Raw genomic sequence first — 22,525 nt, forward strand, 5'->3', positions numbered from 1 at the left:
GTGAAATCGTTTGATTTTCCCAACGCGTAGACCGCCCGCGTCGAACGAGGCAACACTACCCTCCCCGCGCATTTCGAGCCTGTCGATTCGTTGGGATTATTTTTCGCTTCACCTTTGTCGCGCTTCGGCGGCCCATGCCTCGGCATCGACGCCAGCGGGAATACGCATCGGCGCCGAGGGGTCGGTGGCCGCGCGCCATACCGCTTTGGCAACGTCCTCCGCACGCGTGGTCGGCGACGCGGTGTCCTGGAACTGCTCGAAGACGCGCTTGACGAGATCGGCATAGGCCGCGTGCTCCAGGCCATGCATATGCGCGCGCGCGTTGTCGCCGAATCGCGTGTCCGGCGCGCGGCCCGGCAAAACGAGGCGCGCGCGCACGCCGAACGGTTCGAGTTCAAGCGCCATCGACTCGGTGAAGGCGTTCACCGCCGCCTTGCTCGCGTGATATGCGCCGATCAGCGGCAAGGGCTTGATGGTCACGCTCGACGTCACGTTGACGATGACGCCCGCCCCGCGCTCGCGAAACTGCGGCAGCACGGCTTGCGTCATTGCAATGGTGCCGATGGTGTTGGTCTCGAAGATGTCGCGCACCGTGGCAATGGGCACGAGTTCGGCGGGCGACGCCGCGCCGACGCCCGCGTTGTTGACGAGGACATCGATCGGTCCCGCGGCTTCGATTGCCGCGCGAATGCTCTCGGCGTTCGTGACATCGAGCGGCAAGATGCGCAGGCGTTCGGACGGCGGCAGCACATCGGTGCGCGGCGTGCGCATCGTCGCGATGACTTGCCAGCCGCGACTCAGAAAGTGACGAGCGATTTCGAGGCCAAATCCGGACGAACAACCGGTGATCAACACGGTTTGCATGACGACTCCTTTGAAGTGGTTTGCGTGTGCCACCACGATAGATCGCCGCTCTCGTACTCGCTACAATCGATGATCCAGATTTCATTCGCAGGAGTCCGGCAATGATCGATCCGTTGGCCGAAGTCGTGACGCTGCTTCAACCGGCTGCCAATTTCTCCAAGCTCGTTCATGGTGCAAGTCCGTGGCACATCAGCCGCTCGGACGCAGGCCAGCCTTTTTATTGCGTGATTCTTGAAGGCGGATGCCGTATCTCAATCGACGGCTACGAGCCGATCGAACTGTTGTCCGGCGACTTCATGCTGATTCCCGCCGCTTACGGCGTTGCGGTGTCCAGTCTCGAAGCGCCGCCGCCCGGTTCCGAAACGCAATCGCCCGTTGCGCTCGGCAATGGCGAGTTCAGGATCGGCCCGCCGGATAGCCCGATCAACGCGCGCATGATGGCGGGTCACTGCAGCTTCGGTTCACCCGACGCGGCTCTGCTCGTTTCGCTGTTGCCGCGCTTCGTGCATGTTCGCGGGGAACGGCGGCTCGCCACGCTCGTGCAACTGGTTCGCGAGGAATCGCGCGAACAGCGGCCCGCGCGCGAAGTCGTGCTTTCTCGATTGCTCGAAGTGCTGCTGATCGAGGCGCTGCGCTCGACGGCCGGAACGGACGCGTCACCGGGTCTCGTGCGCGGGCTGTCGGACCTTCGTTTAGCGGCTGCCTTACGCGGAATGCACGAACGCTCCGCGCACGCGTGGACGGTGGCCGAGTTGGCGAAAGAGGCCGCGCTTTCGCGTTCGACTTTTTTCGAGCGCTTCAGCCGCGCGGTGGGCGTGGCGCCGATGGAATATCTGCTCCGGTGGCGCATGGCGCTCGCGAAGGATCTGTTGCGGCGAAGTCAAGGGCGTATCGCGGAGATCGCGCAGCGTGTCGGCTATAGCTCCGCCAGCACATTTAGCGTCGCGTTCACCCGGCATGTCGGCCGCTCGCCGTCGCAATACGCGCGCGACGGACAAGCGGCAGAAGACTAATTACTTCGATATGCAGATCGATTGCTCATTGCCTGGCTCAATAACGCTCGTTCGACGCGCACGATCACGCGCAACCTCTTCAATCAACTGACGTTATTTATTTAAGAATTTCCACACATCCCACTTCTTTGAAATGCATGAATCGTTTTGCTTCATTGAGAAGAAGAATCTGAAACTGGCGAAACCACGTGCTAACCTTTCCTCAGAACGTTGTATGCGCCGCACTTCGGAGGCCTAATGCTCACGTGCCACTGTCAGTCTTGCGGGAAATTGTTTTCGTCGCAATTGTCGGAAGAGGCACTTCGTTGTGAAGAATGCGAGTCACCTAATGTGGAAGTGCTCGCGGGCTCCGACACGTTGGACAACGACAACAGGAATGATCTAGGCAATTCCGAACTCATCTGATATCTATGAATACCAATGAAGAAGCTTTTGGCTCTACGGCCCACACTTAGAGCGCGTAACCTAGCACGCTGACATTCGTTCCGAGTGCTGCAAGCGCTTACAACAGCAATGCGCGACATGCACGTCATTACCGGTTCGCGGTTTAGATCAGGTCAGAATGGCGCCACTAAGTGACAAGGTCTGTTGCCACGCGGCGCCCGCATCGGCAAAGACCCGCAATCAATGATTAGTCGATCAACGCAGGTCAGAGGAGCACATCGTGACAGGGCGCTTACCGTTGGACGACGAGCAGGAGTTCGCGCTGTGGCGGCCCGACAGCAAGGTTGTCGTGACCAGCAAAAGGCGAATCGTAATCGGGCATAAGGACAGACCAATAGGCAAGTCACTTGCGCTTCTTCTGTCCACGAGAGGATTCGAAGCAATACACGCAAGCGAAATGGGCGACGCCCAGCGTTTCCTGCAGCACTGGAAAGCTCATGCGCTGCTGCTCGACACGAGAATGGACACGCCACCCGACTTTGAAACTGTCCGGCAGTTGCGTCGAACGGAACACACGGCGGGTTTATTGATCATTGCAATGAGCAACATTCAACCGCTCGATTCGCTGCCATCGATGAAAGAAGCCGGCTTCGACGGTCACGTCCGTCGCCCATGTTCGCTCTGGCGACTCACCGATCTCATCGAAAGTCATTTCGGTATCGTGCCGATGCGCAATCGCCGCTAACGCGAACGATAGTCACGTTCCTTAGGGACTGCACGGCGTGACGTTCGAGGACCCAAAAATCAATCGATTGCAACGCAGAAGTGAACCGCTAGACCTTTCGCGCGACGAAATGCAGCCAGTTCTCGCCGCTAACGTCGGCCAGTTCCGATACTTGAGCGCCGCTATTACTTCCGAAAACGGCCTCGGTAAGCAGGCCGGCCTCGGCACATTGTTGGCGCTGCGTCTGGATATCCGTGTAAAGGATCAGAATGCCGAATCTGTGAGCGGCGCAGACGCGTAGCGCATAGCCGTCGTATTCGCGGTTGAGAGGCGAATAACGCAGATAATTGAACGCCGCCATTGGAAGGTTATATAAGGCCCGCGCGCAGTTGATGCCGAATTCGACGACATTCTCCGCCTGCGAAACATGCGAAGCTTGCGCAAACGTTTCCCTATAGCCCGGCCCGGCGAGATTGTGGGTAGAAAACAATGCGAGACCGCCTGGCTTGAGCACGCGTGCAAACTCGCTTAGCACTTTGCGTCTGCCTTCACTGTCGATGGAATCGATGCCATTGAAGCTGAACATCACGAGCGCGAAGCTGTTGTCCTCGAATTCGGCCAGGTTGCGCGCATCCATGACACGCACCTGGACGCTCGGATAATTTCTCTGACATATCGCGACCAACTCGGGCGTGTAATCGACACCCGTGTAATCCGGGCTCACGCGCGACAGCAGCGGCACCGTGCGTCCGCCGCCTACACCGACATCGAGCAAAGGTTGATCGCGTACTTCCGCGCGCACATAAGCGATAGCCGCGGCCTCGCCAGGATCGGTCCAATCGCTCAGCTTGTCGTACCATCGGAGCGCGCTACGGGTGCGCCATGCAGACCGGTTGACGCGATCTTGCACGGTAAAGCGTTGCTGGGAAAACCCCATACGGCACCCACGCTGAGCGATAACCAGAGAAACCGGAGCGGGGCATTGAGAGTCGGCCGCCACCGCACTTGAATGACAAATGAAGTGTAGCAGTCGTTTAATTTTGCCGCCGGGTTATTCAAAATAGCTCTCGGCATGACAAAGGTGCGCGTCAGCTGTGATCAAAAACGGAACTCAGCGCGCATATAAGCGTCAGACCGTTCCTGAGGCGATGCACGTCACCGCGCAAAGCCTTGGCATCGGGAAGAATTTTCAGTAGGTTTGTCGAATGGCCAACCAGTTGTCTACGCTTTGCCGGGCGTCGCAACATGACTTTGGTTTGTTCATACGAAGCACATGCCGACCAACCTATCACGACATGCTCAAAGACTTAAAACCCTTTGCGGATAACGCTCACGCGGACCAATGCATATCCGTTGATGGTCTTGACCGAGCACGCCGACATCGACCGAACCCATGTTCCCGCAAGTCATGGCGATGAATTCGCCGGGTAGGCGCTTTTTTTGCTGCCCTATTTAATCGATCGCCAGTACCGGCAAAGGAACTCTCATGGCCACTCCCGTTTTCGAGTCAGTTCGTCTGGATGACGTTCTGCTCAAGCCCGACCCGATCGACCCGGCGTGGATACTCGAGGGCAATCCCGTCGCGCGCAGCGGTCAGTGGTCGCAGAGTCCCGACACGACCACGACTTCCTGGGTCTGGGATTGCACCGCCGGGCGCTTCAACTGGTACTTCAATGCCGATGAGACCATCTACGTCATCGAAGGCGAAGTCATCATCACGGCCGAAGGTCAGGAACCGCGCACGCTGCGCGAAGGCCATGCCGCGCTGTTCTATGCCGGGACCCATTCTGAATGGTACGTTCCGAAATACGTGCGCAAGCATGCCATCTTGCGTCCGCATATCACCAAGCCTGCGCTGCTCGCGCTCAAGGTGAGCCGCAAGTTCAGCCGCAAACTCAACGGCTCCTTTCCCCGCTCGTCGTTCCGATCGTCAGGAGACGAGAGCGCTTAAGCGCTTATAAAGCCGCGCCCGAGTGATTGCCTCGATCTGCGCGAGCGCCTCGTCCATCTCCTGTGGCGTGTCACGCCCGGTACGGCGTTCGAACGCCGCGAAAATCCCCTCCCGCGTGTAATGCCGCACGCAGATAATGAATGGAAAGCCATGCCGCGCGAGATAGTCCGCGTTCATCCGGTCGAGCGCGGCCTCTTGCGCGGGCGTCAGCGCGTCCAGTCCGGCGCCCTTTTGTTCGGCATTCGAATCGCGCGTCATCGTGCCTGCACGAATGTTCGAACCCGACAATAGCGGATGCAAGTTCAGAAAGTCGCATTGGCCTCGCTCGTTCAGCGCGCGGATGACGTCCATCATCGCTCGATGCAGTTCCTGCGCGGAGCCGAATGGCCGCCGTTCCCACGCGCCGCTCGCTGCCTGTGGAAAGTGCTCGAAGACGCTCCCGAAGGCGCGCAGGAAGGTTGCATGATCGAGCGCATTGATCGGCGCGAGATCGATCGACTGAGACATGTAGTGCTCCCGTAAAGCCCGCTTGATCGAGGCCAGGCGTGGATGACGATTACGGGCCGAGTATAGGAAGCGCAAGCGCGGCGGGCGAGAACCGCGGCCTTATAGACCGCATAGCAGAACCCGATAACGAGCGCCGGCTACCCTAACGCTTCATGTCGCGCAGTTCGCGCAGCGCTTGCGACGCCGCCGTCAACGTGCCGCGCAGCCACACATGCGATGCCGAGCGATGCCGCGACGGATGCCACAGCTGATAGAACCGCATGAGCGGGAACTCGATCGGCGGTTCGAGCACGGCAACCGGCAGCGATTGCGCGTGATAGTTGGCGAAGTGGCGGCCCGTGGTCAGGATCAGGTCCGTGCCTGGAATGAGGCTAGGCGCGAGATTGAAGTACGGACAGCTCACGCGATTGTCCCGATGCACGCGCATCGTGCTGAGTCCGGTATCCACGACGCCACGTTGATCGCGCGAATATGGCGTCGGCACGATATGCGCCGCGTCCAGATAAGTCTGCGCGGTGAACTCGCCGGGTCGCGCATGCACGCTGTCCTCGGCCACGACGCACACCACCTCGTCCTCAAGCAGCACGGACAAATGCAGATGCTCCGGTGGATTCGGCCAATTGCCGATGACGATATCCGGCGAGCCTTCCGACAACGCCTGCTCGTAGTTGAAGGTCGCGGACAGCGGCATCGCGACGAGACGCGCCCTTGGCGCCGTGCGGCGGAACTCGCGCACCACATGCGCGAAGAACGGCGGCGCCAGATAGTCGGGCATGCCGACCGTGAAGGTCTGCTCGGTGGTGGCGGGATCGAACCGGTCGTCCGCTACCAGCAGGTTATCCAGCGCGCCGAGCGCGGCTTGCGCGTTCTCGGCGAGTTGCAGCGCCCGCTCGGTCGGGACCATCACGTTCTTCTCGCGCGTGAGAAGCGGGTCGTTGAAGATCGTACGCAGCCGTTTGAGCGCGCTGCTGATGGCCGGCTGCGACTGATTCATGCGAATGGCCGTGCGAGACACGCTGCGCTCGGCGATCAACGTGCAAAGCACGCGCAACAGATAGGTATCGAATGGATCGTCTGCGCGATTCATGTTTTGAGGTCCGTGGCCCGTGAACAGCGCAGCGTCGGGGCAGCGCTTGCCTGTTTGACGTTGTAACGTGTAGAAGCATCGGGAGCAACGTGCCGAATTAATTCGATGCGTTCGGCCGATTCCTGCACGAAGGCGGTGCAACAACGCCTGAACGCGCGCTCCAAGGGTAATCCATAACGGCGAACGCACCTCTGTCGAACCCCGCAAACCCTTGCGCCGCAAGGCTTTGCGGCGCATATCGAAGTTGCTATCGGGCTTATTCAAACGCCCGCCGTTCCCAAGCTTTTTTTGATTTTCAATACTGGCTCCATCGAACGCACCGCCGCGGCGGCTTACTTCATCGCGCTTGGAGGACTCATCATGTCGATCATCAAGGAAGTCATGCCGGCGTACGCCGATGGGCCGAACGGCGCAACGGTCAGCGCAACGGCTGACGTCATCGCGAACGCGGAGGCCAGCGCTTATCGCAAAGTCTCGTGGCGCCTGCTGCCGTTTCTGGGCGTGCTGTGGGTGCTGGCATGGCTCGACCGCGTGAATATCGGCTTCGCCAAACTGCAAATGCTGGACTCACTGCATTTCTCCGAGGCGGTGTACGGGCTCGGCGCCGGTATCTTTTTTCTCGGCTACTTCTTCTTCGAAGTGCCCTCGAACATGCTTTTGCAGAAGATCGGCGCGAAGAAGACCATCATGCGCATCACGATCTGCTGGGGCGTCATCTGCATGCTACAGACGACCGTCTCCACGCCGACACAGTTCTATCTCCTGCGCTTTCTGCTCGGCGCCTTCGAGGCGGGCTTCTATCCGGGCGTGATCCTCTATCTCACCTACTGGTATCCCACGCAGCGCCGTGCGCGCGCCTTCGGCACGTTCATGTCGGCATCCGCGATTGCGGGCGTGCTCGGCGGTCCCATCGCCGGCTGGATCATGACGTCGATGGGCGGCTTTCACGGCATGCACGGCTGGCAGTGGCTCTTCATCATCGAAGGCATTCCTTCCGTGCTGGCCGGCATCTTCGCGTACTTCTACATGACCGACAAGCCCGATGAAGCGCGCTGGCTCACGGCAGATGAAAAGCGCGTCGTGCTCGATGCCCTGCAGCGCGACAACGCCTCGATGGGCGAGCGCGGACACGACTGGCGCTCGCTCGTGACCAACCGCAAGGTGTGGCTGCTCATTGCGATCTTCTTCTGCCTGCTGTGCGCGAACTCCACGCTGACGTTCTGGATTCCGACCATCATCAAGGACGTGGGCTTTATCTCGCCGATTGCCGTGGGCTGGATTGCGGCGGTGGCCTATCTGTGCGGCGCGGCGGGCATGATCTTCAACGGCGCGCGCTCCGACCGGCGCAACGAGGTGCGCTGGCACTTCAGCGGCCCGGCGATAGCAGGCGGCGTGTCGATGGCCGCGCTCGCGCTGTTCATGGGCGTGCCGGGACTGCCCGCCATCGTCTCGCTCATTGCGATGACTCTGGCGCTTGCCGGCACCATGAGCGCCATTCCCGTGTTCTGGCAGTTGCCGAACCGCTATCTGGCGGGCAGCGCGGCCGCTGTCGGCGTGGCGCTGATCAACTCGGTCTCGAATCTCGCGGGCTTCGGCGCGCCGTATGTAATGGGGCTCATCAAAAACGCCACCGGCAAGGTCACGACCGGGCTGTATCTCGTGGCCTTCATCGAAATTCTCGCCGCGGTGCTGGTCATCGCGAATATCCGCAAGCTTGGCGGCACACAACAAGAGGCATGACATGAGCGACGACACCACCCTTCCCGCCTTCGATGCCCGCCGCCGGCGCTTCGCGCTGCAGTCTATGGCGCTAGGCAGCAGCGTGCTCTTCGCCGGAACCGCGCACGCCGCTGGCATGGAGGCCGCGTCCGCGCCGAATCAGAACACCGGTCCCGTGCAGCAGGACGGCCTGAGTCCGCGCCTGACCATGCATGGACTGGATACCTGGCACGGCACGCCGGCCGCGGGCATGCGCGTGGACCTGTTCAGCATTGAAAATGGCCAGCCGAAACTCATGCAGACGATCACGCTCGCCCCAAGCGGCCGCAGCGAACCGCCGCTTCTGATCGACGAAACCTACCGCGTCGGCACTTACGAACTACTGCTGCACGTCGACGACTACTTCGCCGCGCGCAAGACCGAGCTGCCGACGCCGCTGTTCCTCTCGAAGATACCGCTGCGCTTTCGCATCACCGATGCCTCGCAGCGCATCCATCTGCCCGTGCTCTTCGGGCCGTGGAGCTACAACTATTATCGCGGCAGCTAATTCCGTAATTTCGAACAGGAGCATCACGATGGCCGCAGGCATCACCACACACGTCCTCGATGTATCCACCGGCAAGCCCGCTGCCGGCATGCAGATCGAGCTATTCGATACGACCACGCAGCCGCCGACGCTCATCGCGCGGACGCGGACGAATCGCGATGGCCGCACCGACGCGCCGATTTTGCCCGCCGCTCAGGCGCGCGCCGGGAGCTTCGAGTTGCGCTTCTGGGTCGCCGACTACTTTCGCACGCCGGATGTCTTCGCCGATGTCGTTCCCGTGCGCTTCACCGTCTCGGACGCGACACAGCATTACCATGTGCCGCTGCTCTGTTCGCCATGGAGCTTCGGGACTTATCGCGGGAGCTGAACATGGATCGGGGCAAGGACATCCACCTATAATGTCGTTCAGTTCGACCCACCGACGACGCCCCACCTTGAACCAAACTCTGCGAGCATCGTCCCGCGTCGCGCTTCAGCCGATGCCGCTTGAAGCGCTCGTAATTCCAGCGGAAATAGATGGCCGCGACGGCACGAACCGCGAGCTTCGCAAGCACGCGCAAATCGAGGCGGACAGCGACCTCGACGCCATCCGCGCTTGGCTGTCGCGGTTCCACGCAACGAAGACCACCTTCGAGAACTATCGCAAGGAAGCCGAACGCCTTCTGCTCTGGTCTATCGTGACGCTCGGCAAGCCGCTGTCGTCGCTCTCGCACGAGGATTGTCTGCGCTATCAGCACTTTCTCGCCGACCCGCAACCGGCGGCGACATGGGTCGCGGGCGGCGGGCGCAAGCATGCGCGCAGCGACGCGCGCTGGCGGCCGTTTTACGGGCCGCTATCGCCCGCGAGTCAGCGTCAGGCGGTCGTCATCCTGAACGCGCTGTTTTCGTGGCTGGTACAAGCCGGCTATCTCGCGGGCAATCCGCTCGCGCTGTCTCGTCAACGCGCAAAGCATGCCGCGCCGCGCATCACGCGTTATCTGGAACCGGCACTTTGGCAGGAAGTGAAGGACACCATCGCGGCCATGCCGCGCGAAACTGACCGCGCTCGCGCCCATGCGTCGCGCGCGCGTTGGCTCTTCACGCTGCTCTACCTTGGGGGCTTGCGTATAGCGGAAGTTGGCGGCAATCACATGGGGCAGTTTTTCGTGCGACGCGATGCGGACGGCACGATGCGCTGGTGGCTCACCATCCTCGGCAAAGGCGGCAAGGAGCGCCTCGTGCCCGCCACGCGCGAGATGATGACGGAGCTCTCGCGCTATCGTCAGCATCTGGGCTTGAGCGCAATGCCCTCGCCCAGCGAAGACACGCCGCTCGTGCTGCCCGTCGGCGCAACGGCCGCGAACGACGGCACGAAGACTTGCGCGCCGCTCACGCGCGCCGCGCTGCATTCCATCGTGAAGGATATTTTTGCGAGCGCAGCGGCCCGGCTCCGCGAACGCGACGGCGCATCCGCGAACGCGGACTTGCTGGAGAAGGCGTCGGCGCACTGGCTGCGTCACAGCGCCGGTTCGCATATGGCGGATCAAAAAGTCGATCTGCGGCTCGTGCGCGACAACCTCGGGCACGCATCGCTTGCCACGACGAGTCTTTATCTGCATATGGACGACGACCGGCGGCACCGCGAGACGGACGAGAAGCATCGCATCGACTGGTAGCGAACGCGTCCGTCTCGCGCATCATAAGTCGAAGTTTGTCGGCATCAGGATAACGTCGCGAATGGTCACGCCGCGCGGTCGTGTCAGCATGAAGAGAATGGCGTTTGCGACTTCGCTCGCGTCGAGCAAACTGCCCGACTCCTTCGCTTCCTTGAGCTTCTCCTCCGGCCAATCGGCCAGCAATGCGCTGATCACCGGCCCTGGCGAAACCGAGCCGACGCGAATGCCATGCTTGAACACCTGACGCCGCACGGTCTGCACAAAGCAGTTGATGGCCCATTTCGACGACGCATAAACCGGCTCCCACGGTGTCGGAAAATGAGCCGCGAGCGAACTCGTCACGACAACGTCGCCGGTATTCCTGCCGATCATATGCGGCAGCACGTCGTGCACGTTCTTCATCACGACGTTGACATTGAGATTGAGCATGCGGTCGATGGCGCTCGTGTCGGCATCGACGAGATCGCCGCCCACGTAAGTGCCCGCGTTCGCATGCAGGATGTCGATTTGCCCCGCCATCTCGATGACACGCGGCGCGAGCGTCGCGCAGGCCTTGGGGTCGAGAAGGTCGATGACGAGCGCGAGCGCCGCATCGCCGCGTTCGGCGCAGAGCTTCGTCAGTGCCGCTTCGTCGCGGTCCACCAGCACGACGCGCGCCCCTGCCGCCAGCATTGCATCGGTGCTGGCAAGCCCGATGCCCGAGGCCGCGCCCGTCACCACGGCTACTTTGCCTTCCAGTTCTCTTGCCATATTCGTCGTCCTTGCGTTGACCGTCGTCGCGCGCCGATGAAACGCCGCGCATCAACGAACGATGATTGTGTAGGCCGGGAACACTGTCAAGACTAAAGTCGTTCGCGCCGCACTCAAGCCGCTTCGGCGGGCCACTCGAATGGCTGCAACAAGAGCGTCTTCAAGGCATCGGGCGTGAGCGGACGGCTGTATCGATACCCTTGAATCTCCGAACACGCGTTTTCCTGCAGGAACTTCAGCTGTTGCTCGCTCTCCACGCCTTCGGCGATCACGTTCAGATCGAGCTGGCGTCCGAGCGAAATCACGGCCATGACGATGGCGCGATCGTCGTCGCCGCCCGGCAACTCGCGCACGAACGACTGATCGATCTTCAGACGCGCTATCGGAAAATGCTTCAGCGCCGAGAGACTCGAATACCCGGTGCCGAAGTCGTCGATGGAAAGCTTCACGCCCATTTCCTGCAACCGGCACATGGTTGCGATGGCGCCATCGAGATCCTGCATGATGACGCTCTCGGTAATCTCGAGTTCGAGATACTGCGGATCGAGCCCGCTTTCATCGAGCGCATGCCGCACGCGTTCCACGAGTTCCTTTTGCAGAAACTGCCGCGCCGATACGTTCACCGCCACCGTCACCGGCGGCAGACCTTCGTCCTGCCACGCCTGATTTTGTCGGCAGGCCGCGTGTAGCACCCAGTCGCCAATCGGCAGAATCAAACCCGTTTCTTCCGCAATCGGGATGAAGGTCGCGGGCGAGATCAGGCCTTCGGTCGGATGCTCCCAGCGCAGCAGCGTCTCCACACCGAATACGCGATGCGTCTCCAGATCCACCTGCGGCTGATACACGAGCCGGAACTCGTCGTTGGCAAGCGCGTGGCGCAACTGCTCCTGATAGCGCAGGCGTTCATGCACCTTCTGATTCATGTCCGCCGTGTAGGCCTGGTAATTGTTGCGGCCCATTTCCTTCGCGTGATACATCGCGGCGTCGGCGTTCATGAGGAGCGTGTCGGCGTCGCGGCCATCGTTCGGATAGCTCGCAAGCCCCATGCTGCAGCTCACCTGATAATGCTGTCCCTGCAATTCCGCAGGCTGCAAAATGGTCTGACGCAAGCGCTCGACCATGGCCGTGACGCCCGCGCCGCTCTGATCGTCTTCGAGCAACACGATCACGAATTCGTCGCCGCCCAGACGAACGACCGTGTCCGTGCTGCGCACCGATTGCACCATGCGCGAAGCGACCGTGCGCAGGAGATCGTCACCCGCGCGGTGGCCAAGGCTATCGTTGATGAGCTTGAAGTTATCGAGGTCGATAAATATCACCGTCACGCCGCGCCCATAACGCTCCGCCTGCAACAGCACCTGCTTGAGACGGTCGCTTAGAAGCGTGCGGTTGGGCAAACCGGTGAGCGCGTCGTGGTTCGCCATATGGCGAATGCGCTCCTCGGCCTCGCTGCGCTGAATCGCGATACCCGCAATGCGCGTCGACAGCGCAACCGCCTGCGATTCCGGCTCGCTCGGATAGTGCTTCTCCTGCATATACAGCGTGATGACGCCGAGCGCGGAACCGTCGTGCGAGAGCACGGGAAAGGCCCAGCACGACATGACGTCGGCGAGGCCGCAGCGCGCGAGTTCGCGGCTCAGGGCCTCGTCGCGCGCCACGTCGATCACGCATACCGTCTGACGCGTATGAATGGCCTTGCCGCTCAACAACGCATCTTCGTCGATACGCGACTGGCCAACCACTTCGCGGTATCGCTCCGACATGCTCGGCGCCGCGCCGACGCGCAGCCAGTTGCTCGTGCCGTCGCGCAGCAGCACCGCGCAGCGCGACCCGGGAATCTGCGTTTCGAGCACGCTCACCACGCGCACGAGCACTTCTTCGAGCGGCACGCTCTTCGCGATCATTTCGAGGATTCGGCTCTGCTCCTGCCTGCGCGCTTCCGACCGCTTGCGCGCGCTCAGATCGCGCACGATGGCAACGACGCCGTCTTCCACCGGCACCACTTGCCGATGCAGCCACAGCGTCTCGCCATCCGCGCGCCGATACTGCCATTCGTGCTCGCGCACCTGCAGCGTTTCGGCCACCTCGACGAACTCGTCGAAGACGCCGCCGTCGCGCGCGTCGACGAACGCTTCGTCGAGCGTGCTGCCAATCAACCGTTCGCGCGCCACGCCGAGAATCTCGACGCCGCGCCGGTTGGTGCCGGTCAGAATGAACTTCTCGATCTCGCCTGCCGGACCGCGCTCGTCGCGAAACACGAGGAACGCGTCGATGCTCGATTCGGATGCCGCGTAGTAAGTCTGTTGCGCGCGCCGTTCGCGTCGGCGGCTGACAGCGAGTTGCCAGCTCGAACGACTGAGAATGAACGCGATCACGATGACGCCGAGACTCAGCACGCTCGTCCAGATGAAGTCGGCGCGCCGGCGGCTGCGAAAATCGGCGAGTTGTTCGTCCTGGTCGAGACCGACGAGCGCAATCAGCGCGTAGCCGTTCAGTTCGCGCACGCTGGTATAGCGGTGTGCGTCGTTGTCCCACTCATGTACGACCGCGTTGCTGACCGGCGTATCGCGCACCGCGCGCAATGCCGCGTCGGGATAGCGTTGGCCCCACGAGACCGTATCGCCAATCTGCTGCGCACGCACGACGCCGTCCGCGCCCAACACCGCGAGCAGACCATGCTTGCCCATGCGCGCCGTGTCGTAGTTGCTCGTCAGATAACCGGGATCGAGCGAGAGCATGACCGCGCCGCCGAAGTGTCCCGATGCATCGCGAAGACGGCGACTGAAGATGATCTCCGGCATGTCCGCGTGTTCAAAAGGCGCGACGAGACTCATGTACGGCGCACGCGCGTCGTCCTGGCGCTGACGTTGCGCGATGAACCACGGCTCGTCGGCCACGCTGGGCGGCATGCCCGAGCGGTTCGACGCGGCGAGCTGACCGTTTGCATCGGCGATAGCGACGCGAAACACGATCGCGGACGGCAGAAGCCCCTGATCGTTGAGGCGCTTGAAGCTTGCGGCGCCGTTCGTCTCGTACGCGAACTGCACGGTCTTGAGCGTCTGGTCGATGGTCGCGAGATTGCGCACCAGTTGCGCTTCGTAGGTATCGGCGAGTTCACGGCCGAGCTCGCTCGCGGCGATTTCGGCGGCCATGCGTTGCGTGTGGACGAGTTGCAGCACGATCACCCAGATGATCGCCAGCAGAAAGACCGCGAATACCGGAATCATCACGTGCGCTTCGAGCGCGCGGCGCATGGCCCGGCGCAGCGAAGGCGGCAAGCGCGCTTCCTGGCTGTCGCCTTGCACGTGCGAAGGCCCGCGCGCCGCGTCCGGTTCGATCAGCCGCTTGATCGCGCGCATCTTGTCGATGTTGAAGATCATGAACGGGCGCGCTTCACGGACGCAGGCTGAGGACGACCTTCACGCTCGCGTCCACATCCTTGCGGTCGATGTAGGCGATGGCGGATGGACGCGCTTGCAGATAACGCTTGACCGCGGCTGCGTCGGCCATCTCGCGCGGCGGTTGCGCGCGGCCAGTGAAGATGAGCTTCGACCAATACGCGCGCAATTGCGACGCCGACTTGCCCGTGCAATCGCGATAGAAATCGGCGCGCAAGGGCGAGTCGTCAGGCAAGTCGAGCGGCACGGCTTCGTCGCCCGAGGGGAATGCGCCCACGCGACCGAGGAAGATATCCGCGATCTGACTTTCGTTGAGCGACGTGAGCGGACTTTTTGCCGATACGACGACCACGACATCCGCCATCGCCGATGACGTGCACATACAAAGGGCCGCGAAGAGCGACGCTGTTCCGATGAGTTTGAGGAGTGGCATGTCGGGCTCCTCAGAAGACGAAGTCGAGCGCGGCGCTGAAGACATTGCTTCCGCTTCCCAACTGATAGCCGGGCTGCTGATTGAGGAACGTGCCCGTCGAATTGGACGGCACCCAGACATGATCGAACTGCACCTTGAGGTCGATATTCTTGACGACATCCCAGCGCGCACCGATGGAAACATCGCGCTGGCCGTTGTTGTAGTTGGGAATGGCGGTGGGCCGGTTGAGCCCGTGCGACTGCGCGTAGGTCGCGAAAAACGTGGCCTTCGCGTAGCGCACGCCGCCCGTCACGTAGCCGCTGATATAGCCAGGCGTCACCTGCTCGACCGTCACGCGTGCAAGTTCGGCCTGCACGAACCACGCGCCTGGATCGTAGGCGGCGGCGATGCTGTAGACGTTCACGGGTTGGTCAGCGAGGAATGGGAGCTTGACCGACGCGTGCTGATAACCGACGTGACCCGTGAAGTTGCCGATCTCCACGGTATCGTCGAAGGCGAGAATGTTTTTGCCCTCGGTGCGGAATGCGCCGGGGTTCACGTGAAAGACCGAGTAGCCGTAGACGAAGCGCACCGTGTTGGAGATGCCGCGCGCCGCGATGCGATAGGCAACGTCGGCGCCGTCGCTATTGGTGAGCGGTTGCGTGTTGTACATCTCGACCGGCAAACGCACCCACGGAAACGCGTAACCGACGTTGCGATATTCCGAGTTCAGAAAGGTGGGCAACTCGATACGGCCCACGCGCACGCTGAAGTCGGGCGTGAACGCGTACTTGACGTTCGCCCATTCGAGGCGCGGCTTGAAGGTGTTGTCGTATTCGTGCTGCGAGATCACCTGCACGACGGCCGAGAGCTTGTCCGTGAGGCGCGCGCTCAGTTGCAGGCCGATCTTCGAATCGTTCTCGAAGTCGTACTTGCGTGATGCACCCGCGCCGTTCGGTTCGAGCGGACTGCTCACATAGTCGGCGGTATCGAGAGACGAGTGCGTCATGCCGAGCGTGCCGAAGCCGCTGAGCGTGAACATTTTGGGAGCATCGTCGGCGCGCGCGGTCATCGAGGCGAAAACGCCTCCGAGAAGAACCGCGACGCGTGCGATGCGAGCCAGCCGGTGTTCGAAAAAGATCATGTGACGAGCGACGAAGGCTTCTGATGGATGGACTCAGTTAAGCCTCCTTTAACGGCACGGATGGGTGCGGCTTTATCGTTTTCGAGCGTCGATTTCGCTTGGGAATGGGGGATTTTCAGGGATTCGGCGGATGTCGAATTTTCGTTCAGCATCTCCCGCAGGTTAGTCGGTAAGGCTTGCTGGACGAGCGGTTCAACGGTTTGCCTGCACCACTGCGTTCGCTTGGCATGAGTGCATCCGCACGATGCTAACCTTGCCCCATGCAACTCATCCGCGAAGGGAATGACGATGAACCGCACCGACTACGAACAAACCCTCGCCCAACTGGTTGGCGCCGCCGAACTCGTCGCCTCTGGAATGCCTGAAGACCAGAAGATGAGCGCGTTCCAGTCGCTTGCGTTCTTTCGTTTGCGGCAGCATCGACTGATAGAAACGACTACACCGCCGATCTCGAACGACGAGCTTTTCAAAGACTCCGCGATGGCCGCGCTGACGATGGCAGGCCGCAAGGAATTTCTCGCGGCCGCCGCGCTTCTGGAGCAGGCGCGTTCGTTGATGTCGAACTAGGGCAACGCAGACGCATCGGGCCTGCCGAGCGCGCAACTTCGTACCCGGCCTGACGGCGCTAAAAAAACAAAAAGCGCCGTGCGCGAGGAGAAGCGCACGGCGCGGAAATCGCTCGTCCCGGGGGTGGAAGAGCGTGGCAACAGAATGAATTCTAGCTACGTCCAGGAAATTCGAAGTCCCGATAAACGGACGAATTTCCCCGTAATTCCCGGAATCGGCACGGCAGCGGCATTTTTTGCCTGGTCAGGGGCACGGGCCTTCGCTCTCCTTTCCCGGCATCGGGCGGTTGGCTGCGGGCTGATCGCGGAAATGATCCGGAAACGCCTTGCCGATCAGCGCGTCGTAGTCGGCGGGGTCCGAGGAAACAATGGCATGGAGCATCTTGATGAACGCGTTGCCATCGGCGAGATTTTCGACGATGACACGTGCCGTACGTAGTGAAATGGCTTCCTCAAGTGGCTTTTCGTTGCCGTCTTCCAGCAGAAAGCGGAAGCGGTGGATCTCGGCGGCGGAGCCATGCGGCTCCTCGTGCGAAACAATCGTGGCTTTCATAATCGATGACAGGTAGATCCAGGCATCGAGCATTCAGCAAAAACCGCTCCTTACAAGGCTGGGCGGGCGCGACGAGGCGACCGTCGCCTGTTTGTCGACTCTTCAATGGCAATACAAATCGTTCTGTGCGTTGAACATTTCGAACGCGAGGCGAGTGGCCTGATCCTGCCGCACGGTGGTGAACCAGCGCTCGCGCCGCCACCCGTTCACCGTCCGTTCGATGAACGCCGCGCTCGCGATATCGCCGCCACGCGATGCGATGAACGCCGGCGCGGGCGCAACCGCGCCCGGCAGCGTCCGGTAGTACGACCAGTCGGCTTGCTTGAGGAGCGCGCGCACGACGAGTTCATCGTCCACGAGCGCGGCGCACTCTCCCGCCTGAAACGCGAGCAATGCGTCAAGCGGCCTGTCGAAGCCCTGCAATGCCGCCCGATACCGATGCGCGGCGCGCGCCGCAAACGGACTTTCGCGCGACGCGCAGATCGAGCGGCCCTCGAGATCGCGCCAGTCCTGAATGTTGCCGTGCCGAAGAACGAGCGCAACGCCTCGCCCGGAAGCGTAGTTGCCGGGCGCAAAGGCGACGGACGCATCCGGCGAAAACGCCAGCCCGGCGATGGCGACATCCGCGCGACCGTCTTGCACGGCGTGGCGCGCATCGGCTTGTTCGGCTAACACGAGTTCGACGGGCAGTCCGGCGCGGCGCCCGAGTGCCTCGGCGAGCGCGGCGGAGTATGCCTCGGGTGCGCGCACGGAACGGTCGACGTGGCCGACGGTCAGGATAGGCGCGGGTTGGGACGGCACGGCGACGATCAGCTTGCCGCGTGCATAGGCGGCGACGAACGGCCGGTCATCGGCGAGTGAATTGCGCCAGCTTGCGCTCAAGGGCGACAACAGGAACGCGGCAAATAATGCGACTGCCGCAAGCGGCATCCACAGCCGCCAGCCGCTTTCATGCGACGCCGCTTGTCCGGCTCTAGCCATTCTGTGCCAGGCCCACACGCCAGCGCAGCAAACGCCGTTCGAGCAGCGAAAGGCTCTTGTTGATCAGAAGGCCGAACAGCGCGAGCAGCACGATGCCCGCATACATGTCGGGAATCTGGAACGTCTCCTGAGAGTTGAGCGTGTAGAAACCGAGACCCGAGCGCGCGCCGATCATCTCTGCCGCGACGAGCGCCGTGATGCTGTAGGCGCCCGCGAGCCGGATACCGGTCAGTATCTCGGGCAACGCGGCGGGCAACACGACCTTGGTAAAGATGAAGCCTTGCCCCGCACCCATGGAACGCGCGCAATCGATGAACACGCGTTCGACTTGCTTCACACCAGAGATGGTGTTGAGCAGCACGGGCCAGAACGCCGCCCATACGATGATCGCGATCTTCGACGATTCACCGATCCCGAGAAAGAGCATGAACACCGGAAAGAGCGCGAACGCGGACACTTGCCGCAGCAGTTGATAAAGCGGATCGACAATGCGCTCTGCGCGCCGGAACCACCCGAGCGCGAATCCACACACCACGCCGCCGACAACGGCCAGCAAGAGCCCGCTAAGCGAGCGCAGCGCGCTTGCGCCGAGGTGCTTCCACACTTCGCCGCTATCGACGAGATGCGCGATGGCAACCGCCACTTGCGAAGGCGGACTCAGATACGCCGTGCTCACGACACCGAGCCGCGGCAACAACTCCCACAGCAGCACGAAGACGATAAGCGCGATGGATCGTTCGAAGGCCATGGAAAGCCGAATGCTCCGCCGCGGCGCGGCCGTGCGAACCCTTGGCGGTTGTGCCGTTTGCGGCGTCTGCGGTGCGATCAGACCCGGCAGCTTGCGGATGGTGTTTTGCTCAGGCACGGAATGCCCCCGTGGTCAGTTCATCGTGCTGCTCGCGCGACGGAACAAGCGCTTCGCCGAGTTCCAGACTCAGGCTTGCCCATGCACGCTGCCGCAACGCCATGAAAGCGGCGGAATGGCGCAAAGAGGCATCGCGCGGACGCGGCAAGTCGATATCGATAATTTCCTTCACGCGGCCCGGCCCGCGTCCCATGATGGCCACGCGATCCGCGAGAAAAATCGCCTCGTCGATGCTGTGCGTGACGAACACGACCGTCTTTGCACTTTGCTCCCAGATGGCAAGCAACTCCTGCTGCAACGACTCGCGGGTTTGCGCATCGAGCGCGCCGAAGGGTTCGTCCATCAACAATATCTCGGGACCATAAGCCAACACGCGCGCAATGGCCACGCGCTGGCGCATGCCGCCCGATAGCTGATGCGGATAGTGATCGGCGAAGTCGAGCAGCCCGACGAGACGCAAAAAACGTTCGGCTTCGCTGCGTCGTTGCACGGCTTTCACGCCGCGAATCTCGAGCCCTGTCTCAACGTTCTTGCGCACCGTGCGCCACGGAAAGAGCGCGTAGCCCTGAAACACGACGCCAAGCTTTTGCCGCGCGGCGCTGACAGGTTCGCCATCCACGGTAATCTCGCCCGCTGTTTGCGGAACGAGGCCGGCAAGAATGCTCAGGAACGTCGACTTGCCGCAACCGCTCGGTCCGAGCACGGCGAGAAACTCTCCCTCGCGCACGCTCAGATCGAAGTTATCGAGCACCGTGAGGCTCGAACCTGTCGCCTCGTTTTCATATGTGAGGCCGAGGCCACGCGCGACGATCTTCTCGCTCATGACGGATTGCCCTGCGCGTGCGTGCTGGCGCTCGCTTGCGACGACTTGCCCGCGTACGGGTTGTAGTCGTTCGTGTAGACATCCTTGACTGCAACCTTGCCCTTCGGAATCTTGCCAGCCTGTTCGAGAATGTCGATGTAGTACTGGATCGGCGGCTCGGTTACGACGAGGTCCTTCACATAGGCATAACGCTCGACCAGCTTCACGTCGATACCCAACCGCTCCGCCGTAAGCTGACGCGCTTCGTCAGGGTGCGCGTTGACCCAGTTCCCCGCCTTCGCGATAGCCGTGACGAAGTCCTTCACCGCTTGCGGATGCGCCCGCGCAAACGCGCCATTCACGCTATACGGCGCCATTCCGCCGAGGCCACCGTCTTCGTCCCAATCGCTCCATAACTTGTGCAATTGCGGATCGGCTTCCGCCGCGCCAGAAAACGGCGGGTGAATGATGGCGATATCCACGTTCTTCGTTACGAGCGCCTGCTGCGACTGATTGTCGGGCACGACGAGCCAGTTCACCTTCGAGACATCCACGCCATGCTGCGACAAATACTTCTTCGTCACGAACTCCGCGCATGCGCCGAAGCTGTTGAACGCCACCGTCTTGCCTTCGAAGTCCTTTGGTCCGCGAATACCCGAATCGGCGCGCGAAAAATACTTCATGTGCGGTGCATCGGGCAGCGTCTCGCCGCCAGCCGAGACCACCTTGATGTCCGCGCCGCTCGCAATGGCCGAGATGACGAGCGGCACCATGCGCGTGCCGAAGTCGATCTCGCCCGTGCCGACGAGCGGAATGATCTGCGGTGCGGAGATTTTGCCGACGTACTTGGGCCGCGTGCTCCTGTTCTCGAAGTAGCCGAGCTTGTCGGCGAGATAGACGAGGTCGAACGCGGGGTTGTCGGGATATTTGAAGTAGGTGATTTCCTGCTTCGCCGACTTGTCTACCAATGCCGACGAGCTCTGTACTTTTTCGGTTTCCGGCTTGCAGCCGCTTTGCAGAGCGAGTACGGCAGCCGCGCAAGCCGCGACGAGAATCTTTCCGGCGCGACGGGGCCGGCGGTGCAAAAGGGACGCCATCATGATTTCCGCTGGGAGAGCACGGTTAGAGGCGGTGCTGGATTCAAACCAGCACCGTACTCCGCGATTCTCACTCAGCAGTCACGACGCGCAAACCAACAAAACATGCTTTGTTTAGATGGCAGCGTTCGAATACTTCAAGACTTTTGGCCGCGCCCCGTCTTCGCTTGCAACTCTTCGATTCTGAGCGAGGCGTCCGCTTTAGTCAGCGACGGGTCGAACTCTTCTTTCGCTTCCTCTGAAAGCGTCTTCAGATAAGAAGCCTGCGCGCCCGTCATCTTTTCGTCCCCCGTAACCCAATCGCTCGGGTCTTTTTCGGCATTCGATGTCGGGTGCGATTTCGGGTCGTCGGACGGGCCGGCTTGTGCATTGATATCGTCGATGGTTTTATCGTTCATGGCGCAATCCTCTTGGCGTGGTGACATATAGAGGTCTGGCGCAAGGAGCGTGCCGCATCAGGTCACGTTCAGTTCGATCAGGCGCCCCAGCCGCGCCGATTCCTCCACGGCGAGCGTTGCCGCAAGCGTGCGTGCGGCGTCGTGTCCGTCTATGACGGGACGCACCGAACCTCTCACGACATCGACGAAATGTTCGAGCTGGTTTGCATACGTGTTCTCCTCGGGCACGGCAAGGCGCAGATCGTGAATAGGCTGGTCGCGTCCCTTCGCGCCTTGATACGACCACATCGTCAGGTCCGGCATGGTGACCGCGCCGTTCGTGCCCGCGAAAAAATGCGTGGGCACGGGACGATAAGCGAAGAGTTCACGGTCCTCGCCCGCTGCCGTGTCCCAGCCCCAAGGCGTCGCGGTCGTGTCGGAGAGACTGATGTTGGCAAGCGCGCCATTCGCGAGTCGCAGCGTGCAGGCCGCCGAGTCTTCCACGTCGAAACCGCGCACCTTGTTCGACGATACCGCCTGCACCGACACGATCTCGCCGCAGATGAACCGCAGCAAGTCGATCTCGTGAATCAGGTTGATGAGAATAGGACCGCCGCCTGGCTGTCTGCGCCACGGCACGTTGAAGTAGTCATCGGGCTTGTACAACAGGCACATGATGTTCGCCATGACGAGCGTGCCGATCTTTCCGCTTGCCACGGCTTCCTTCGCTGCACGCACCACCGGATTGTGCCGCCGATGATGCCCGACGAGCATGGCAACGCCCGCTTCCTTGGATGCATCCGCAAGCGCGTTTGCAGATTCGAGATCGTCTGCAACGGGCTTTTCCATCAGCACGGGAATTTTTCGTTCGATAAACGCGAGTCCCACTTCGAGATGGGTGTGATTGGGCGTGCACACGATAGCCGCGTCGATACGTTCGTGCTTCAGCAACTCGCGGTAATCGGCATAAAGCGGCACGGACAACGACGCCGCATAACTCGCCGACCCGGGCGATGGATCGGCGATAGCCACGAGCCTGCACGACTCGTTACGCGCGATCTCCTGAACGTGACGCCGGCCAATCACGCCCGCGCCGATAACGGCTATTCCGATCTTCTCCATGTATCCA

Annotated in this window: 23 protein-coding genes; 8 read left to right on the forward strand and 15 right to left on the reverse strand. The window is 61.6% G+C overall.

The window, feature by feature from the left end; all coding sequences use genetic code 11:
• Window positions 1-108: 108 nt before the first annotated feature.
• A complete protein-coding gene (locus tag P9250_RS01700; protein WP_310390805.1) occupies window positions 109-864 on the reverse strand; it encodes an SDR family oxidoreductase in 756 nt (251 codons plus the stop codon).
• A 101-nt stretch (window positions 865-965) separates the two neighbouring features.
• Between P9250_RS01700 and P9250_RS01705 the strand changes: the two genes are divergently transcribed.
• Entirely contained in the window at window positions 966-1,877 is a 912-nt protein-coding gene (locus P9250_RS01705) for an AraC family transcriptional regulator (RefSeq protein WP_310390806.1), read from the forward strand.
• A gap of 841 nt (window positions 1,878-2,718) precedes the next feature.
• Window positions 2,719-3,006 (forward strand): hypothetical protein, encoded by a 288-nt coding sequence (locus tag P9250_RS01710; RefSeq protein ID WP_250469588.1) that lies wholly within the window; start codon window positions 2,719-2,721, stop codon window positions 3,004-3,006.
• Window positions 3,007-3,094: 88 nt separating this feature from the next.
• On the opposite strand, the gene P9250_RS01715 is transcribed toward P9250_RS01710, so the two are convergent.
• Window positions 3,095-3,922 carry a class I SAM-dependent methyltransferase gene (locus P9250_RS01715; RefSeq protein WP_244831559.1) on the reverse strand — a complete coding sequence of 276 codons (828 nt, stop codon included), beginning with the start codon at window positions 3,920-3,922 and terminating at the stop codon, window positions 3,095-3,097.
• A gap of 549 nt (window positions 3,923-4,471) precedes the next feature.
• Between P9250_RS01715 and P9250_RS01720 the strand changes: the two genes are divergently transcribed.
• Complete coding sequence (locus tag P9250_RS01720) at window positions 4,472-4,936, forward strand: cupin domain-containing protein (RefSeq protein ID WP_244831561.1); 465 nt, start codon at window positions 4,472-4,474, stop codon at window positions 4,934-4,936.
• Here P9250_RS01720 and uraD read toward each other — a convergent pair.
• Both uraD and P9250_RS01730 read right to left on the reverse strand, forming a co-directional pair.
• Window positions 4,916-5,443 (reverse strand): 2-oxo-4-hydroxy-4-carboxy-5-ureidoimidazoline decarboxylase, encoded by a 528-nt coding sequence (gene uraD / locus P9250_RS01725; protein ID WP_310390807.1) that lies wholly within the window; start codon window positions 5,441-5,443, stop codon window positions 4,916-4,918. The two genes, P9250_RS01720 and uraD, sit on opposite strands and share 21 nt — an antisense overlap.
• A 142-nt stretch (window positions 5,444-5,585) precedes the next feature.
• Entirely contained in the window at window positions 5,586-6,530 is a 945-nt protein-coding gene (locus tag P9250_RS01730; RefSeq protein WP_244831564.1) for a LysR family transcriptional regulator, read from the reverse strand.
• 360 nt (window positions 6,531-6,890) lie between these two features.
• Here P9250_RS01730 and P9250_RS01735 point away from each other — a divergent pair, with 360 nt between their 5' ends.
• From P9250_RS01735 to P9250_RS01750, 4 genes are all read left to right on the forward strand, one after another.
• Window positions 6,891-8,270, forward strand: coding sequence for an MFS transporter (locus P9250_RS01735; protein ID WP_310391416.1), 1,380 nt, complete (start codon window positions 6,891-6,893; stop codon window positions 8,268-8,270).
• A gap of 1 nt (window position 8,271) precedes the next feature.
• A complete protein-coding gene (locus P9250_RS01740; protein ID WP_309965125.1) occupies window positions 8,272-8,796 on the forward strand; it encodes a hydroxyisourate hydrolase in 525 nt (174 codons plus the stop codon).
• A gap of 28 nt (window positions 8,797-8,824) precedes the next feature.
• Window positions 8,825-9,163 carry a hydroxyisourate hydrolase gene (gene uraH / locus P9250_RS01745; RefSeq protein WP_244831569.1) on the forward strand — a complete coding sequence of 113 codons (339 nt, stop codon included), beginning with the start codon at window positions 8,825-8,827 and terminating at the stop codon, window positions 9,161-9,163.
• Between the two features lie 112 nt (window positions 9,164-9,275).
• Window positions 9,276-10,451, forward strand: a complete 1,176-nt coding sequence (locus P9250_RS01750) for a tyrosine-type recombinase/integrase (protein WP_244831954.1) — start codon at window positions 9,276-9,278, stop codon at window positions 10,449-10,451.
• Between the two features lie 21 nt (window positions 10,452-10,472).
• Here P9250_RS01750 and P9250_RS01755 read toward each other — a convergent pair whose 3' ends face one another.
• The 4 genes from P9250_RS01755 to P9250_RS01770 form a co-directional block, all read right to left on the reverse strand.
• Complete coding sequence (locus tag P9250_RS01755) at window positions 10,473-11,201, reverse strand: SDR family oxidoreductase (protein ID WP_310390808.1); 729 nt, start codon at window positions 11,199-11,201, stop codon at window positions 10,473-10,475.
• 113 nt (window positions 11,202-11,314) lie between these two features.
• A complete protein-coding gene (locus P9250_RS01760) occupies window positions 11,315-14,581 on the reverse strand; it encodes an EAL domain-containing protein (protein ID WP_310390809.1) in 3,267 nt (1,088 codons plus the stop codon).
• A gap of 13 nt (window positions 14,582-14,594) precedes the next feature.
• Complete coding sequence (locus P9250_RS01765) at window positions 14,595-15,032, reverse strand: phosphate ABC transporter substrate-binding protein (protein WP_244831575.1); 438 nt, start codon at window positions 15,030-15,032, stop codon at window positions 14,595-14,597.
• Window positions 15,033-15,042: 10 nt separating this feature from the next.
• Window positions 15,043-16,053: a hypothetical protein gene (locus tag P9250_RS01770; protein ID WP_244831576.1), complete on the reverse strand. Its 1,011-nt coding sequence runs from the start codon at window positions 16,051-16,053 to the stop codon at window positions 15,043-15,045.
• A gap of 390 nt (window positions 16,054-16,443) precedes the next feature.
• Between P9250_RS01770 and P9250_RS01775 the strand changes: the two genes are divergently transcribed.
• The gene (locus tag P9250_RS01775) at window positions 16,444-16,722 is read left to right on the forward strand and encodes a hypothetical protein (RefSeq protein WP_310390810.1); all 279 of its coding nucleotides are present in this window, start codon (window positions 16,444-16,446) and stop codon (window positions 16,720-16,722) included.
• 243 nt (window positions 16,723-16,965) lie between these two features.
• Here the strand turns inward: P9250_RS01775 and P9250_RS01780 are convergent, their stop codons facing one another.
• From P9250_RS01780 to P9250_RS01810, 7 genes are all read right to left on the reverse strand, one after another.
• Complete coding sequence (locus P9250_RS01780) at window positions 16,966-17,307, reverse strand: hypothetical protein (RefSeq protein WP_244831589.1); 342 nt, start codon at window positions 17,305-17,307, stop codon at window positions 16,966-16,968.
• A gap of 69 nt (window positions 17,308-17,376) precedes the next feature.
• Window positions 17,377-18,255: a transporter substrate-binding domain-containing protein gene (locus P9250_RS01785; protein ID WP_310390811.1), complete on the reverse strand. Its 879-nt coding sequence runs from the start codon at window positions 18,253-18,255 to the stop codon at window positions 17,377-17,379.
• Window positions 18,248-19,003, reverse strand: coding sequence for an ABC transporter permease (locus P9250_RS01790; protein ID WP_244831955.1), 756 nt, complete (start codon window positions 19,001-19,003; stop codon window positions 18,248-18,250). Before P9250_RS01790 ends, P9250_RS01785 begins: the two co-directional genes overlap by 8 nt.
• A gap of 109 nt (window positions 19,004-19,112) precedes the next feature.
• On the reverse strand, window positions 19,113-19,943 hold the full coding sequence (locus P9250_RS01795; RefSeq protein ID WP_310390812.1) for an ABC transporter ATP-binding protein: 831 nt from the start codon (window positions 19,941-19,943) through the stop codon (window positions 19,113-19,115).
• On the reverse strand, window positions 19,940-21,022 hold the full coding sequence (locus P9250_RS01800) for an ABC transporter substrate-binding protein (RefSeq protein ID WP_310390813.1): 1,083 nt from the start codon (window positions 21,020-21,022) through the stop codon (window positions 19,940-19,942). The genes P9250_RS01795 and P9250_RS01800 overlap by 4 nt, the downstream gene beginning before the upstream one ends.
• A 134-nt stretch (window positions 21,023-21,156) precedes the next feature.
• Window positions 21,157-21,417, reverse strand: coding sequence for a DUF3072 domain-containing protein (locus tag P9250_RS01805; protein ID WP_310390814.1), 261 nt, complete (start codon window positions 21,415-21,417; stop codon window positions 21,157-21,159).
• Between the two features lie 57 nt (window positions 21,418-21,474).
• Window positions 21,475-22,518 (reverse strand): Gfo/Idh/MocA family protein, encoded by a 1,044-nt coding sequence (locus P9250_RS01810; RefSeq protein ID WP_250494840.1) that lies wholly within the window; start codon window positions 22,516-22,518, stop codon window positions 21,475-21,477.
• Window positions 22,519-22,525 lie beyond the last annotated feature (7 nt).

Origin of the sequence: Caballeronia sp. LP006, assembly GCF_031450995.1 — a bacterium.
GTDB lineage: Bacteria > Pseudomonadota > Gammaproteobacteria > Burkholderiales > Burkholderiaceae > Caballeronia.